This window comes from Pseudomonas pichavaramensis, assembly GCF_050473265.1.
Taxonomy (GTDB): domain Bacteria; phylum Pseudomonadota; class Gammaproteobacteria; order Pseudomonadales; family Pseudomonadaceae; genus Aquipseudomonas.
Genome location: NZ_JBJKFJ010000004.1, coordinates 149,176 through 164,832 on the forward strand (window position 1 = coordinate 149,176; position 15,657 = coordinate 164,832).

Consider the following 15,657-nt stretch of genomic DNA (forward strand, 5'->3'; position numbering starts at 1 on the left):
GACATTACGCTTGTTTTTTGTGGAAGCTGCCCCCATCTTAAAAGCCAAGGGTAATCCCGCCTGTTTACGGCCTTATGGCCGCCGCTGAGCCGAAATCATGAAGACAACCATCGAATTGCCTCTCCTGCCGTTGCGCGATGTTGTGGTCTATCCGCACATGGTCATCCCGCTTTTCGTCGGGCGTGAGAAATCCATCGAGGCCCTCGAGGCTGCGATGACGGGTGACAAGCAGATTCTGCTGGTGGCCCAGAAGAATCCGGCTGTCGATGATCCGGATGATCAGGATCTATACCGCGTCGGCACCGTGGCCACCGTTCTGCAACTGCTCAAATTGCCTGATGGCACTGTCAAGGTGCTGGTCGAAGGCGAGCAGCGCGGCTCCATCGAACGCGTCGTCGAGATCGACGACCACTGCCGTGCCGAGGTGCAGCTGATCGAGGAGGGCGAGACCGCCGAGCGCGAGTCCGAAGTCTTCACTCGCAGTCTGCTGAGCCAGTTCGAGCAATACGTTCAGCTGGGCAAGAAGGTGCCTGCTGAAGTGCTGTCCTCGCTCAATAGCATCGAAGAGCCCAGCCGTCTGGTCGACACCATGGCTGCGCACATGGCCCTGAAGATCGAGCAGAAGCAGGAAATTCTCGAAATCACATCGCTGTCTGCGCGTGTCGAGCATGTGCTGGCGCTGCTGGATGCAGAGATCGATCTACTGCAGGTCGAGAAGCGTATCCGTGGGCGGGTCAAGAAGCAGATGGAGCGCAGCCAGCGCGAGTACTACCTGAATGAGCAGATGAAGGCCATTCAGAAAGAGCTGGGCGATATCGACGAAGGTCATAACGAGCTCGACGAACTGCGCAAGCGTATCGACAACGCCGGCCTGTCCAAGGAGGCGCTGACCAAGGCCAATGCCGAGCTGAACAAGCTGAAGCAGATGTCGCCGATGTCTGCCGAAGCCACAGTGGTGCGCTCTTACATCGACTGGCTGGTGAATGTGCCGTGGAAGGCCGAGAGCAAGGTGCGCCTGGATCTGGCCCGTGCGGAGAGCATTCTCGATGCCGACCACTACGGCCTCGAAGAGGTCAAGGATCGTATCCTCGAGTATCTCGCCGTGCAGAAACGGGTGAAGAAGCTCAAGGGGCCGGTGCTCTGTCTGGTTGGCCCGCCCGGTGTTGGCAAGACGTCGCTGGCCGAGTCGATCGCCACTGCGACCAATCGCAAGTTCGTGCGCATGGCCCTTGGCGGTGTGCGTGACGAGGCCGAAATCCGTGGTCACCGTCGTACCTACATTGGCTCGATGCCTGGGCGTCTGATTCAGAAGATGACCAAGGTCGGCGTACGCAACCCGTTGTTCCTGCTCGACGAGATCGACAAGATGGGCCAGGACATGCGCGGCGATCCTGCGTCGGCGCTGCTTGAGGTCCTCGACCCGGAGCAGAACCACAATTTCAACGATCACTATCTGGAAGTCGACTACGACCTTTCCGATGTGATGTTCCTCTGTACCGCCAACTCGATGAATATCCCTGGTCCGTTGCTGGACAGGATGGAGATCATTCGTTTGCCGGGTTACACCGAGGACGAGAAGGTCAATATCGCCATCAAATACCTGGCGCCCAAACAGACTCAGGCCAATGGCCTGAAGAAGGGCGAGCTGGAGTTCGATGAGTCGGCCATCCGCGACATCATTCGTTACTACACCCGCGAAGCAGGGGTCCGTAGCCTCGAGCGGCAGATCGCCAAGGTGTGCCGCAAAGCGGTGAAGGAGCACGTGCGCGAGAAGCGTTTCCAGGTCACGGTAACCGCCGATTCGCTGGAGCATTTCCTGGGTGTGCGCAAGCATCGCTACGGCCTTGCCGAACAGCAGGATCAGATCGGTCAGGTGACCGGCCTGGCCTGGACTCAGGTGGGTGGCGAGTTGCTGACTATCGAGACGGCGGTCGTGCCGGGTAAGGGTAATCTGATCAAGACCGGTTCTCTCGGTGATGTCATGGCCGAGTCCATGACGGCAGCCATGACCGTGGTGCGCAGTCGTGCAAAGAGTCTCGGAATCCCTAGTGATTTCAACGAGAAGCGCGACGTTCACATCCATATGCCCGAAGGTGCCACGCCCAAGGATGGCCCAAGTGCTGGTATCGGTCTGTGCACCGCTCTGGTGTCTGCTCTGACGCAGATTCCGGTGCGCGCGGATGTCGCCATGACGGGTGAAATTACTTTGCGTGGTCAGGTGCTGGCTATTGGCGGCTTGAAGGAAAAACTCCTGGCTGCTCATCGCGGTGGTATCAAGACTGTGATCATTCCGGAAGAAAATGTGCGTGACCTGAAAGAAATTCCGGAAAATATTAAGCAGGACCTGCAGATTAAACCGGTTAAATGGATTGACGAGGTCCTGCAAATTGCGCTGCAATACGCCCCGGAGCCCTTGCCCGATGCGGCTCCCGAGATGGTTGCAACGGATGACAAGCGCGAGTCTGATTCCAAGGAGCGAATCAGCACGCATTAGCCGGGGGGCTTTCTTGACACAATTTTTGGGCCCTTGTTATAAAGCGGCTTTTATTGTGTCGGCAGGCCATCCAGCACCCGCTTTGCTTACACTAAAAATCAAGAAACAAACTCAACAGAAATAAGGGGACTTAGAGTGAACAAGTCGGAACTGATCGATGCCATCGCTGCATCTGCTGATATCCCGAAAGCTGTTGCTGGCCGCGCGCTGGATGCAGTGATTGAATCCGTCACTGGCGCTCTGAAGGCTGGTGACTCCGTTGTACTGGTTGGCTTCGGCACCTTCGCTGTCAAAGAGCGTGCTGCTCGCACTGGCCGCAACCCGCAGACTGGCAAGCCGATCAGCATCGCTGCTGCCAAGATCCCGGGCTTCAAAGCTGGCAAGGCTCTGAAAGACGCTGTCAACTAAGCGTCTTCCGGGTTTGCCTCGCCGTTAGGGCCATGGCCCGGCGGCTGTTAGGAGGCGGAGCAGGAAGTCTGGACTCTTCTGCACCGGCCGCTTAACGCGTTACGAGAAGGCGCATCCAAGGATGCGCCTTTCTTCTATCTGGACATTACCCACACTGCGCGGCTGGTGGTTCAGTACAGTCGTTCTGGGGGAAGCATGCTGCAAAACATCAGGGACAATTCACGCGGTTGGATTGCCAAAACCATTATCGGCCTCATTGTGATGCTGATGGCCTTCACCGGTTTCGAAGCCATCGTGACGGGTACCAGCAATCGCAACAATGCTGCGGACGTCAACGGTGACACCATTACCCTCAACGAGCTCAGTCAGGCCGTTGAGATGCAGCGCCGTCAGCTGCTGCAGCAACTCGGGCGTGATTTCGATGCTTCGCAGCTCGACGACAAGTTGCTGCGAGAGTCTTCGCTCAAGGGGCTGATCGATCGCAAGCTGCTTCTGCAGGCTGCTGGCGACGCTGATTTCGCTTTCTCGCAAGCTGCGCTGGACCAGGTCATTCTGCAGACCCCCGAATTTCAGGTGGAAGGTCGCTTCGATGCTGCGCGCTTCGACCAAGTAATCCGCCAGATGGGTTATACCCGCATGCAGTTCCGTCAGATGCTGGAAGAGGAAATGCTGATCGGCCAACTGCGTGCAGGCATCGGTGCCAGCAGTTTCGTTACCGAACAGCAGGCACGTGCTTTCGCCAACCTCGAGCGTCAGACCCGTGATTTTGCCAGCCTCACCATCAAGGCCGACACCGCTGCGGTTGAACTCAGCGACACTGACGTTAGTGCCTACTATGACGAGCATGCCAGCGAGTTCATGAGCCCTGAGCAAGTGGTGCTGGAGTACGTCGAGCTGCAGAAAGACAGCTTCTTCGATCAGGTGGAGGTCAGTGACGAGGACCTCAAGCCCTTGTACGAGGCTGAGATCGCCAACCTGGCCGAGCAGCGTCAGGCCGCGCATATTCTCATCGAGGGTGATGATGAAGCTGCGCGTAGCAAGATCGACGAGATCAAGGCGCGAGTGGACGCCGGTGAGGATTTCGCTGCGTTGGCCAAGGAGTTCTCGCAGGACCCGGGTTCGGCTGCCGAGGGCGGTGACCTGGGTTATGCCGGTCCGGGCGTCTATGACCCGGCCTTCGAAGAGGCGCTCTATGCGCTGCAGCAAGGGCAGGTTTCCGAGCCTGTGAAGAGCGAGTTCGGCTGGCACCTGATCAAGTTGCTGGGCGTTCAGGCGCCTGAGGTACCGAGCTTCGACAGTCTCAAGGACAAGTTGGCGCGTGACTTCAAGGCACAGCAGGTCGAGCAGCGTTTCGTCGAAGCGACCAAGCAACTGGAAGATTCTGCGTTCGAAGCCTCGGATCTGGTCCAGCCGGCTCAAGATCTCGGTCTCGAGGTGAAGGTCAGCGAGGCCTTTGGTCGTGAGGGCGGCGCTAGCGGTATCACCGCTAATCGTCAGGTGCTGCAGGCGGCGTTCAGCCCCGAGGTTCTCGAGGACGGTGCCAACAGCTCGACCATCGAGCTGGATCCGAGCACTGTGGTTGTGGTGCGTGTGAAAGAGCACAACAAGCCTGAGCAACTGCCGCTGGAGCAGGTCGCGGAGAGTATCCGTGGCCATCTGTTGCAGGAGCGTGCAAGTGCGGCGGCGAAAGCCGAGGGCGAGAAGCAACTGACAGCTGCTCAGGCTGGCGAGGTGCAAGGTGCTGACTGGCAGGTTCAGGAAGCGGCTACCCGTAGCCAGGACGGCGTGGAGCCCAAGGTGCTGCAGGCGCTGTTCCGTATGCCCAAGCCGGCCAAGGCTGGTGAACCGACGTTCGCAGGCGTGACGCTGAACAATGGTGACTACGTGCTGCTGCGCCTTGACGGCGTCAACGTCCCGGAAGAGGCGGTCGCGGCTGAAGAGCTGGCCATGTACCGTAACTTCCTGGCATCGCGTGAAGGCCAGCAGGACTTCGCCGCATTGCGTCAGCAGTTGGCGGCCAAGGCCGACATCGAACGCTTCTAACCTGCCTTGAGCGCCTCTCGCGAGGCGCCCAGCAGGCATAAAAAAACCCGCATCGATGCGGGTTTTTTTATGCCTGCTCTGTCTGTCGCTTGTGCTTGCTTCAGTGTGCGCTGGCCGGGACCATGAACGCGGCTTCCAGCAGTTGCTGGGTATAGGGGTGCTGCGGTGCACTGAAGATCGACTCGGCAGAGCCCTGTTCGACCACCTGACCTTGTTTGACCACCATCAGCTGATGGCTCAGCGCTCGGACCACCGCCAGGTCATGGCTGATGAACAGGTAGGTCAGGTTGTACTTGGCCTGCAGGCCGCGCAACAGCTCCACGACCTGGCGCTGTACCGTACGGTCAAGTGCCGAGGTGGGCTCGTCGAGCAGAATCAGCGCCGGTTTCAACACCAGCGCGCGGGCGATGGCGATCCTCTGGCGTTGTCCGCCGGAAAACTCGTGCGGATAGCGATGCCGTGTATCCGGGTCCAGACCTACCTCCAGCAGCGCGTCGATGATGGCCTGTTCCTGATCAGCTTCGCTGCCCATGCGATGGATACGCAGCCCTTCACCAACGATCTGGCTCACCGACATGCGTGGGCTCAGACTGCCGAAAGGGTCTTGGAACACCACCTGCATCTGCCGGCGTAGCGGGCGTACTTCCTGCTGGCTCAGTCCCTGTAACTGCTGGCCCTGGAAACGAATATCGCCGCGACTGGCGAGCAGCCGCAGAATGGCCATGCCCAGGGTGGATTTGCCGGAACCACTTTCGCCAACAATGCCCAGTGTTTGACCCTGGGGCAGGCTGAAGTTGATACCGTCCACTGCTTTGACATGATCCACCGTCCGGCGCAGCAAGCCCTTCTTGATCGGGAACCAGACGCGCAGATCGTCCACTTCCAGCATCGGTTCGCCCACGGAATTGGCCGCGGGTTCACCGCTGGGCTCGGCACCGAGCAGCTCCCGGGTGTAGGGATGCTGCGGGGCCTGGAACAATTCCTCGCACGGGGCCTGTTCGACGATTTGACCGCGCTGCATGACGCATACGCGGTGGGCGATCCTGCGAACCAGGTTGAGATCATGGCTGATCAGCAGCAAGGACATGCCCAGGCGCGCCTGCAGATCCTTGAGTAGCTCGAGGATTTTCAGCTGTACGGTGACGTCCAGTGCGGTGGTCGGCTCGTCAGCGATCAGCAGCTGTGGTTCGTTGGCCAGGGCCATGGCGATCATCACGCGTTGGCGCTGGCCGCCGGAAAGCTCATGCGGGTAGGCTTTCAGCCGTTTCTTCGGCTCGGGAATACCGACCAGTTCGAGAAGCTCAAGGGTGCGCGCACTGGCAGCCTTGCCGCGTAGCCCCTTGTGCAGAGCCAGCACCTCGTTGATCTGCTTCTCGATGGTATGCAGCGGGTTGAGCGAAGTCATCGGCTCCTGGAAGACCATGGCGATACGGTTGCCGCGAATACCGCGCAGGCGGCCCTCGCCGAGCTTGAGCAGGTCTTCGCCTGCGTACTCGATACTGCCGTGCGGATGACGTGCGAGCGGGTAGGGCAGCAGGCGCAGGATCGAGTGCGCGGTGACTGATTTGCCCGAACCACTTTCGCCGACTAGGGCGAGGGTTTCGCCTTTCTTGATGTCGAAGCTGACACCTTCGACCACGCGCTGGCACTGCTCGCCCATGACGAACTCGACGGCCAGGTCGCGAACTTGCAACAGGGTTTCGTTCTGGCTCATGTCACTTCCTTGGGTCGAACGCATCGCGGGCGGCTTCGCCGATGAACACCAGCAGGCTGAGCATGATCGCCAGCACGGCGAAGGCACTGATACCCAGCCAGGGCGCCTGTAGGTTGCTCTTGCCCTGGGCAACCAGCTCGCCCAGTGACGGTGCGCCGGGTGGCAGGCCGAAGCCGAGGAAGTCCAGGGCCGTCAGGGTGCCGATCGCGCCGGTAAGAATGAAGGGCATGAAGGTCATGGTCGAGACCATGGCGTTGGGCAGGATATGGCGGAACATGATCGCGCCATTGCCCATGCCCAGCGCGCGCGCCGCGCGCACGTACTCCAGGTTGCGCCCGCGGAGAAACTCGGCGCGCACCACATCGACCAGGCTCATCCAGGAGAACAGCAACATGATGCCCAGCAGCCACCAGAAATTCGGCTGCACGAAGCTGGCGAGGATGATCAGCAGGTAGAGCACGGGCAGGCCTGACCAGATTTCCAGAAAGCGCTGGCCGAGCAGGTCGACCCAGCCGCCATAGAAACCCTGCACGGCGCCGGCTATGACGCCGATCACCGAGCTGGCCAGGGTCAGGGTCAGGGCGAACAGCACCGAAATACGAAAGCCGTAGATGACTCGTGCCAGTACGTCACGCCCCTGGTCATCGGTGCCGAGCCAGTTTTGCGCCGAAGGTGGCGCAGGGGCGGGGACTTCCAGGTCGTAGTTGATGCTCGAGTAGCTGAAGGGGATAGGTGGCCAGAGCATCCAGCCATCCTTCTCTGCGATCAGGTCCTGTATATAGGGGCTCTTGTAGTTGGCCTGCAACGGGAATTCGCCGCCGAATACGGTCTCCGGATAGCGTTTGAGCACCGGGAAATACCATTCCCCGTCATAGCGCACGGCCAGAGGCTTGTCGTTGGCGATCAATTCCGCGCCGAGGCTCAGGCCGAACAGGATCAGGAACAGCCAGAGCGACCACCAGCCACGCTTGTGCGCCTTGAAACGATCGAGACGGCGTTGATTGAGTGGGGAGAGTTTCATCTTCAACCCTCCCGGCTTTCGAAGTCGATGCGCGGATCGACCAGGGTGTAGGTGATATCACCGATCAGTTTCACGATCAGCCCCAGCAAGGTGAAGATGAACAGGGTGCCGAACACCACAGGATAATCACGGTTGATTGCCGCCTCGAAGCTCATCAGTCCCAGGCCATCGAGGGAGAAGATCACCTCGATCAGCAGGGAGCCGGTGAAGAAGATACCGATGAACGCAGCTGGAAAGCCGGCGATGATCAGCAGCATGGCGTTACGAAAGACGTGGCCGTAAAGCACGCGGTGGTTGGTCAGGCCCTTGGCGCGGGCGGTGACCACGTATTGCTTGTTGATCTCGTCGAGGAAGCTGTTCTTGGTCAGCAGGGTCAGGGTGGCGAAGTTGCCGATGACCAGTGCTGTGACAGGCAAGACCAGGTGCCAGAGGTAGTCGAGGATCTTGCCGCCGAGGCTGAGTGATTCGAAGTCGTTGGACGTCAGACCGCGTAGGGGGAACCAGTCCCAGTAGCTGCCGCCAGCGAACAGCACGATCAGCAGGATGGCGAAGAGGAACGCAGGAATGGCGTAGCCGATGATGATCGCCGAGCTGGTCCAGACGTCGAAGGCGCTGCCATGGCGGGTGGCCTTGGCGATACCCAGCGGAATCGACACCAGGTACATGATCAGGGTGCTCCACAGCCCCAGCGATATGGAGACGGGCATCTTCTCGAGGATCAGGTCGATGACCTGGGCGTCGCGGAAGAAGCTGGAGCCGAAGTCCAGCTGGGCGTAGTTCTTCAGCATGATCCAGAAGCGCTCGGGCGCCGACTTGTCGAAGCCGTACATCTTCTCGATCTCGGCGATCAGCTGCGGGTCCAGGCCCTGGGCGCCGCGGTAGTTGGAGCCGGCCACCGAGACCTCTGCACCGCCGCCGGCTATTCGGCTGGTGGCGCCTTCGAAGCCCTCGAGCTTGGCGATCATCTGTTCGACCGGGCCGCCGGGCGCGGCCTGGATAATGACGAAGTTGATCACCAGGATGCCGAACAGGGTCGGAATGATCAGCAACAAGCGGCGAATGATATAGGCCAGCATGCTTATTGCTCCGCCTGTTCAGTGGCTTGTTGCTGCTCTTCGCTTGGTTGCTCGAGGCCAGGGCGCACCCACCAGGTGTGCAGGCCGATGTCATAGAGCGGTGTCACCTTCGGGTGCTCGAAGCGATTCCAGTAGGCCACGCGCCAGGTCTTGATGTGCCAGTTGGGGATCACGTAGTAGCCCCACAGCAGAACGCGATCCAGGGCGCGGGTATGACTGATCAGGTTCTGGCGGGAGTCGGCGTTGATCAGACCTTCGACCAGTTGATCGATGGCTGGATCTTTCAGGCCGATGTAGTTGCGGCTGCCTGGGTTGTCGGCGCTGGAGGAATGCCAGTATTCACGCTGTTCGTTGCCGGGCGAATTGGATTGGCCGAAGCCGCCGACAATCATGTCGAAGTCGCGTGAGCGCAGACGGTTGATGTACTGCGATACGTCGACACGGCGGATCACCAGTTCCATGCCCAGGTCGGAGAGGTTGCGTTTGAACGGCAGAAGAATGCGCTCGAACTCGGTCTGGGCGAGAAGGAACTCGAAGCTCACCGGCTGGCCGTTGGCGTCGAGCATGCGGTCGCCCTCGATACGCCAGCCAGCTTGCTGCAGTAACTGATAGGCGCGACGCTGCTGCTCGCGGATGATGCCGCTGCCATCTGTGACCGGTACACGGAATTCTTCGTTGAAGACCTCGGGTGGAATCTGGCTGCGCAGCGGTTCGAGAATCGCCAGTTCGTCGTCACCTGGCAGGCCGCTGGAGCCCAGCTCAGAGTTGTCGAAGTAGCTGTGGGTGCGAATATAGGCGCCATTGAACAGGCGTTTGTTGGCCCATTCGAAGTCGAACAGCAGCCCCAGGGCTTCGCGCACACGGCGATCCTGAAACTGTGGGCGGCGGGTGTTGAAGATAAACCCCTGCATACCGGTCGGGTTGCGGTTCTGGATTTCTTCCTTGATCAGTTGGCCGTTGGCCACTGCTGGCGTGTTGTAGGCCGTGGCCCAGTTCTTCGCGCTGGTCTCGAGCCAGTAGTCGAACTGTCCCGCCTTGAGCGCCTCGAGGGCTACGGTGTTGTCGCGGTAGTAGTCGATCTGGATGGTGTCGAAGTTGTAGAAGCCACGGCTGACTGGCAGGTCCTTGGCCCACCAGTCCTTGACCCGCTCGTAACGGATGCTGCGCCCGGCCTGGACCCGACCGACCTTGTACGGGCCGCTGCCCAGGGGCGCATCGAGATTGCTCTTGGCGAAATCGCGCTCGGCCCACCAGTGCTTGGGCAGCACCGGCAGTTGGCCGACAATCAGCGGCAGTTCGCGGTTGCCAGCATGCTTGAACACGAAACGCACGCTGCGCGGCGATTCGACTTCAACGTGGTCGACGTCGGCGTAGTAGCCACGGTACATCGGCGCGCCTTTCTCCATCAGGATGTCGAAGCTGAATTTGACGTCCTCGGCGGTAATCGGGGTGCCGTCATGGAAGCGAGCTTCCTTGCGCAGCAGAAAGCGTACCCAGGCGTTGTCCGGCGCCTTCTCGATCTTCTCTGCCACCAGGCCGTAGGCGCTGAATGGCTCATCCATGCTCTGTACGGTCAGGGTGTCGTAAATCAGGCCAATGTCGTCTGCGGCCACGCCCTTGCTGATGAAGGGGTTGAGACTGTCGAAACCACCGAAGCCTGCTTCGCGAAAAGTGCCACCCTTGGGCGCGTCGGGGTTGGTGTACTCGAAGTGGGTGAAGTCCGCAGGGTATTTGGATGGCTCGTCATAGAGCGTGATGGCGTGTTGCGGAGCGGCGAATGTCAGGCCGGCCAGGCCGAGCAGAATGAGGCTGCTACCGTGAAGCAGGAAACTGCGCAGCGGGTGGATCATCGAGCGTTCTCCGTTGGCTTCAGCCACCAGGTGCGCAGGCCCAATGTATAGGGTGGCGTGGTGACGAAGGCGAACCGGTTGCGGTACGCCAGGCGGTGATAATTGATGTACCAGTTGGGGATGCTGTAGTGCTGCCAGAGCAGCACTCGGTCGAGTGCGCGGGTGGCGGCAATCTGTTCGTCGCGGGTTTGCGCCGAGAGTAGTTTGTCGATCATTTCGTCGACCACGGGGTCGTTGACCCCGGCGTAGTTCTTGCCGCCCTTGACGTTCACCTGGCTGGAGTGGAAATACAGTGACTGCTCCAGGCCGGGGCTGAGCGTTTGCGGTAGGGTCAGCAGAATCATGTCGTAATCGAACTGGTCGAGGCGTTGCTTGTACTGAGCGCGGTCCACGGTGCGCAGATTCGCCTGTATGCCAATGCTGGCGAGATTGGCGGTATAGGGCTGGAGAATGCGTTCGAGGCTGGGGTTGACCAGCATGATCTCGAATTCGAGGCGTTCGCCTCGGGCGTTGCGCAACTCCTGGCCGACCGGTTTCCAGCCGGCTTCGGCCAATAGACCGAGGGCGCGGCGCAAGGTTTCCCGTGGGATGCCACGGCCGTTGGTTACCGGTTGCGTCGGGGCTTCGGTAAACAGACGGGCAGGGAGCTTGTCACGGTGGGGGGACAACAGCAGCCACTCCGCACCCTCGGGTTTGCCGGTCGCCGAGAATTCGCTGTTGGGGTAGTAACTGGACGCGCGGACGTAAGCGTTGCTGAACAGCGTACGGTTGGTCCATTCGAAGTCGAACATCAACCCCAGTGCTTCGCGTACTCGACGGTCACCGAGCAGCTCGCGGCGGGTGTTCATGAACAATGCCTGGGTCTGGGTCGGGATCTGGTGCGGTATCTCGGCGCGCACCACTTCGCCGCGCGCGGCGGCCGGGAAGTTGTAGCCGTTGCTCCAGTTCTTCGCCTGGTTCTCGATATAGAAGTCGAACTCGCCAGCCTTGAAGGCTTCGAAGGCCACGTTGTTGTCGCGGTAGAACTCTACCTCGACCCGGTCGAAGTTGTACTTGCCGCGGTTGACCGGCAAATCCTTGCCCCACCAGTTCTTGACCCGTTCGAATACCAGGCTTCTTCCCGGTACGACCTGGGTGATGCGGTAGGGGCCGCTGCCCAGTGGCGGCTCGAAGGTGGTGCTCTTGAAATCGCGATCTTTCCAGTAGTGCTGCGGCAGCACCGGCAATTCACCTAGGCGCAATATCAGCAGCGGATTGCCTGCTCGCTTGAAGACGAAACGAATGCGGTGACGGCCCAGAATATCGACGCGCTTCACCTCCTGCAGGTTGGTGCGGTACTGCGGGTGGCCGTCGTTACGTAGCAGTCTGTAGGAAAAGGCCACGTCGTAGGCGGTGATCGGCTTGCCATCGTTGAAGCGGGCTTCCGGGCGCAGGTTGAAGACCACCCAACTGCGATCTTCGCTGTATTCCACGCTCTGGGCGATCAGGCCATAGCTGGACGCCGGTTCATCGCCGGAAGGATCGTAGGCACCTGTGCCGACCATCAATGGTTCGTTCAGCTCGTTGACACCGTACTGCAGGAAGTGCGCAGTCGAGATCGGACTGCTGCCCTTGAAGGTATAGGGGTTGAGCGTATCGAATGTGCCGGACGCCATGATGCGCAACGTGCCGCCTTTGGGCGCGTCGGGGTTGACCCAGTCAAAGTGACTGAAGCTGGCAGGGTACTTGAGTGTCCCGAACTGGGCGTAGCCGTGGCTCTCGCTGATAGTCGCAGAGGCGGGAAAGCTCAAGGCCAGGCTGAGGAACAGCAGTAGGAGGGGACGCATCGGGTGTGAGATCCGATCCATGGCGGCGTTTGGGCTTTGTGAGCGGTACAGTAACAGCTTGTATCGGCAGGAAAAAGAGTGGGTCGGTGGGCGAGCAATCATGGCGCTTTGACATACACTTCAAGCAGACACCTAGAGGGTAAGATTTTGCCGGAACGTAGCCATGGTTTGCAGTCATGGATCGACCGCCTCAACCAAGCCGAACTCCCTGCGTTGGCTGCCGTCGTGCAGGACCTGCAACGCCTGGCGCAGCAGGACTCAGCCTCGGTGCAGCAGCTGGCCGATGTGCTGTTGCGCGACGCCTCACTGACCTCGAAGGTGCTGCGAGTAGGCAACAGCGTCTATTACAACCCGTCCCAGGAAACCATCAAGACCATCTCACGAGCCATCGTGCTGATCGGTTTCGAGAATGTGCGGCTGATAGGCCTCTCGGTAAGCCTGATTGACGGGCTTCTGACCCGTGCCCCGCGCGAGCAACTGCAGGCGCTACTGGCGCGCTCCTTTCATGCTGCAGTACAGGCGCGCAACATAGCCGGTTACGTGTTGGCCGGGCATGCCGAGGAGGTGTTCATCGCGGCGCTGTTGCATCACCTCGGTGAGCTCGCGTTCTGGGGCTGTGCCGGTGAGCAGGCGGATGAACTGGTTGCTGCTCTTGAGCGCCCCGGTGTCGAGCCCGAGGAGGCGGTACGTGAGGTATTGGGTACCAGCTTTCGCCAGCTGACTCAGGCCCTGCTGAAGAGCTGGAATCTGGGTGAGACCGCCAGTCTGGCCCAAGCCGGTAGCAACCAGCATGATCCGGCGGCCTATGCCGTGCAGCTGGGCGTGCGTATCAGTGAGGCGGCGCTCAACGGCTGGGATTGTGCCGAGATGGAGCAGGTGCTGGGCAAGGTCGCTGCTTTCACTGCGCTGACGCAGGAAGAAACCCTGCAGCAGGTGCTGGCAAGCGCCGATGAAGCGGTCAAGGTCGCCTCGACCTTCGGTGCCAGCAAGCTATGTCGTCTGATCCCCAATACCGATCCAGAACAGATTCGCCTGCAGCAGGAAGAGCGCCGTGCACGACTGTTGCAGCCCGATCTGTTGCTGATGCAGCAGTCATTGCAGGATCTGGGGCTTATGGTCAGCGCGCGAGCCGATGTTGGTCTGGTGCTGGATACGCTGCTCAACGGCCTGCATCGCGGCGTTGGCCTGGAAAGGGTCATGCTTGCAGTATTGGCCGATGGGCAAAGTCGTTTCCGCGCCAAGCGTGTGATTGGCGATAACACCCAGCAATGGCTGGAGGATTTCGTCTTGCCCGCCGAGCAGCCTGAGCAGCCACACATCTTCAACTATGTGCTGCGACATCGCGAAGCGATCTGGATGGGGGTTCCGGCCAGTTACAACCTGGCCGAGCTGGTCACTCAGCCGATGCGCCGCAGCCTTGGCAATGGCATGTTCTTTATTGCCCCCGTCGTTGCGGGAACGCGTGAGATCGGCGTGCTGTATGCCGACAGTCGCCTGTCCGGCCGCGCTTTACGCCACGAGCAGTTCGTGGCGTTTCAGCGTTTTACCCAGTTGACCGGACGTTGCCTGGAGGCGATCAGCAAACGCTGATCAGGGGAGATAGAGTGTCAGCATCTGCCCGGGGCGCAGTGTGTTACTGCGGGGGTTCCAGGCCTGCAGGTGCTTGAGTTCGATCTTGAAGCGCTTGGCGATGACGTAGAGTGAGTCACCGCGCTGGACGCGGTAGTAGGTCGCCTTGTCGCTTGCGTCGTTGTTGCTGGCTACTGCGCTGGTGCCTTCGGCGGCTGCCAGGTTCAGCACCTGGCCGACTTTCAGCTGGTTGCCTTTCAGGGCATTCCAGCTGCGCAGGTCATGCACCGCAACCTGATGGTTGCGGGCGATCTGCCAGAGATTGTCGCCATTTTTCACTGTGTAGGTACGGCTTGCGCTCGGGCTCGCGGCGGCCAGTGCCGTGCGCTGCTGATAGAGCGGCTCGCTGGGTTGTACGCCGGGCTTGCCTGGAATCGTCAGTACCTGGCCGATGCGTAGCGTGTTGCTGCTCAGACGATTGACGTCCTTGAGCATGTTGACGGTGAGGTGGTTGCGGTTGGCGATGGCATGCAGGCTATCGCCGGAGCGAACGGTATAGGTCTGCCAGTTGACCAGGTCCTGCGGCTTCATCAGTGCCAGGTTGGCGCTGAGCAGTTCGGCCTTGTCAGTGGGCACCAGCAGGTGCTGTGGGCCGTCCAGGGTGATGCCGCGCTTGTACGCGGGGTTCAGTTGCAGCAATTGTTCTTCATCCAGGTCGGCAAGCTTGGCCACGCGGGACAGGTCCATGTGCTGCTTGATGGCGATCTGTTCGAAGTAGGGCTCGTTGGCGATCGGTGACAAGGTCACGCCGTAGGCCTCGGGAGCAAGGATCACCTGTGACAGAGCCAGCAGCTTCGGCACGTAGTCTTCGGTTTCCTTGGGCAGTGACAGATTCCAGTAGTCACTGGGTAGGCCGAGTTTCTCATTGCGTTCGATGGCGCGACTGACGCGGCCTTCGCCGGCGTTATAGGCTGCCAGGGCAAGCAGCCAGTCACCGTTGAACATCTCGTGCAGGCGGCTCAGGTAATTCAGTGCGGCCTGGGTGGACGCGGTGACATCGCGGCGGCCGTCGTACCAGTTGGTCTGACGTAGATTGAAATGTCGGCCGGTCGAGGGAATGAATTGCCAAAGGCCAACGGCATGCGCGGGAGAATAGGCCTGGGGATCGTAGGCACTTTCGATCACCGGCAGCAGCGCCAGCTCCATTGGCATGTCGCGCTCTGCAAGGCGTTCGACTATGTAGTGGATGTACGGTGCACTGCGTTCGCTGACGGCGTCGACATGTCGCGGGTTGCTGGCGTACCAGAGACGCAGGCGCTCGATGCGTGGATTGATGCCGATCTGATCCTGTAGCTGGAAGCCGTCACGCATACGCTCCCAGATATCGTTGTATTCGTGCGGCTTGACCTCGCTGGTGAGCCACTCGGGTTCACGCTCCAGGCCGACGGCTCGCGAGGTATCGCTTGCACCATCCGGGCTGTCGCTGGGCAGGCTTTGGCAGCCGGCCAGGGTGACACAACACATTATCGCGAACACTCGAGAGCTTCGCGCCAATGCCTTGATATTCAATGGGTTACGTGACGAAAAAGGCATTGGGTGAGGTGGTTTTCCCGGAAAAAAGATCGGGGGATTCTAGGAATCGGGTCGGGGCTGGTC

The 15,657-nt window shown here is 60.2% G+C and carries 10 protein-coding genes; 4 read left to right on the forward strand and 6 right to left on the reverse strand.

Going from position 1 to position 15,657, the window contains the following annotated elements:
- The first annotated feature begins 97 nt into the window (after positions 1-97).
- The 3 genes from lon to ACJRW5_RS08400 all read left to right on the forward strand — a co-directional run bounded on the left by lon (position 98) and on the right by ACJRW5_RS08400 (position 4,945).
- A complete protein-coding gene (gene lon / locus ACJRW5_RS08390) occupies positions 98-2,494 on the forward strand; it encodes an endopeptidase La (protein WP_484570065.1) in 2,397 nt (798 codons plus the stop codon).
- A gap of 135 nt (positions 2,495-2,629) precedes the next feature.
- The gene (hupB, locus tag ACJRW5_RS08395; protein ID WP_003239952.1) at positions 2,630-2,902 is read left to right on the forward strand and encodes a nucleoid-associated protein HU-beta; all 273 of its coding nucleotides are present in this window, start codon (positions 2,630-2,632) and stop codon (positions 2,900-2,902) included.
- Positions 2,903-3,097: 195 nt separating this feature from the next.
- Complete coding sequence (locus tag ACJRW5_RS08400) at positions 3,098-4,945, forward strand: SurA N-terminal domain-containing protein (RefSeq protein WP_484570066.1); 1,848 nt, start codon at positions 3,098-3,100, stop codon at positions 4,943-4,945.
- Positions 4,946-5,045: 100 nt separating this feature from the next.
- Here ACJRW5_RS08400 and ACJRW5_RS08405 read toward each other — a convergent pair whose 3' ends face one another.
- Genes ACJRW5_RS08405 through ACJRW5_RS08425 form a run of 5 tightly spaced genes read right to left on the reverse strand, consistent with a single transcriptional unit; the run spans position 5,046 to position 12,432 of the window.
- Positions 5,046-6,659 (reverse strand): ABC transporter ATP-binding protein, encoded by a 1,614-nt coding sequence (locus tag ACJRW5_RS08405; RefSeq protein ID WP_484570067.1) that lies wholly within the window; start codon positions 6,657-6,659, stop codon positions 5,046-5,048.
- A 1-nt stretch (position 6,660) separates the two neighbouring features.
- Positions 6,661-7,680 (reverse strand): ABC transporter permease, encoded by a 1,020-nt coding sequence (locus ACJRW5_RS08410; RefSeq protein WP_484570068.1) that lies wholly within the window; start codon positions 7,678-7,680, stop codon positions 6,661-6,663.
- Positions 7,681-7,682: 2 nt separating this feature from the next.
- Positions 7,683-8,756, reverse strand: a complete 1,074-nt coding sequence (locus tag ACJRW5_RS08415) for a microcin C ABC transporter permease YejB (protein WP_484570069.1) — start codon at positions 8,754-8,756, stop codon at positions 7,683-7,685.
- 2 nt (positions 8,757-8,758) lie between these two features.
- Positions 8,759-10,606 (reverse strand): extracellular solute-binding protein, encoded by a 1,848-nt coding sequence (locus ACJRW5_RS08420; protein WP_484570070.1) that lies wholly within the window; start codon positions 10,604-10,606, stop codon positions 8,759-8,761.
- Positions 10,603-12,432 (reverse strand): extracellular solute-binding protein, encoded by a 1,830-nt coding sequence (locus ACJRW5_RS08425; protein WP_484570071.1) that lies wholly within the window; start codon positions 12,430-12,432, stop codon positions 10,603-10,605. The genes ACJRW5_RS08420 and ACJRW5_RS08425 overlap by 4 nt, the downstream gene beginning before the upstream one ends.
- A 147-nt stretch (positions 12,433-12,579) precedes the next feature.
- Here ACJRW5_RS08425 and ACJRW5_RS08430 point away from each other — a divergent pair, with 147 nt between their 5' ends.
- A complete protein-coding gene (locus ACJRW5_RS08430) occupies positions 12,580-14,022 on the forward strand; it encodes an HDOD domain-containing protein (protein ID WP_484570072.1) in 1,443 nt (480 codons plus the stop codon).
- On the opposite strand, the gene ACJRW5_RS08435 is transcribed toward ACJRW5_RS08430, so the two are convergent.
- Positions 14,023-15,594 carry a lytic transglycosylase domain-containing protein gene (locus ACJRW5_RS08435; protein ID WP_484570073.1) on the reverse strand — a complete coding sequence of 524 codons (1,572 nt, stop codon included), beginning with the start codon at positions 15,592-15,594 and terminating at the stop codon, positions 14,023-14,025.
- Positions 15,595-15,657: the final 63 nt, after the last annotated feature.

Bases quoted from the DNA above. Each gene is read 5' to 3' on its own strand.
- ACJRW5_RS08420 (WP_484570070.1), bottom strand. From the start codon at position 10,606: ATGATCCACCCGCTGCGCAGTTTCCTGCTTCACGGTAGCAGCCTCATT.
- ACJRW5_RS08410 (WP_484570068.1), bottom strand. From the start codon at position 7,680: ATGAAACTCTCCCCACTCAATCAACGCCGTCTCGATCGTTTCAAGGCG.
- ACJRW5_RS08435 (WP_484570073.1), bottom strand. From the start codon at position 15,594: ATGCCTTTTTCGTCACGTAACCCATTGAATATCAAGGCATTGGCGCGA.
- lon (WP_484570065.1), top strand. From the start codon at position 98: ATGAAGACAACCATCGAATTGCCTCTCCTGCCGTTGCGCGATGTTGTG.
- ACJRW5_RS08405 (WP_484570067.1), bottom strand. From the start codon at position 6,659: ATGAGCCAGAACGAAACCCTGTTGCAAGTTCGCGACCTGGCCGTCGAG.
- ACJRW5_RS08425 (WP_484570071.1), bottom strand. From the start codon at position 12,432: ATGCGTCCCCTCCTACTGCTGTTCCTCAGCCTGGCCTTGAGCTTTCCC.
- ACJRW5_RS08400 (WP_484570066.1), top strand. From the start codon at position 3,098: ATGCTGCAAAACATCAGGGACAATTCACGCGGTTGGATTGCCAAAACC.
- ACJRW5_RS08415 (WP_484570069.1), bottom strand. From the start codon at position 8,756: ATGCTGGCCTATATCATTCGCCGCTTGTTGCTGATCATTCCGACCCTG.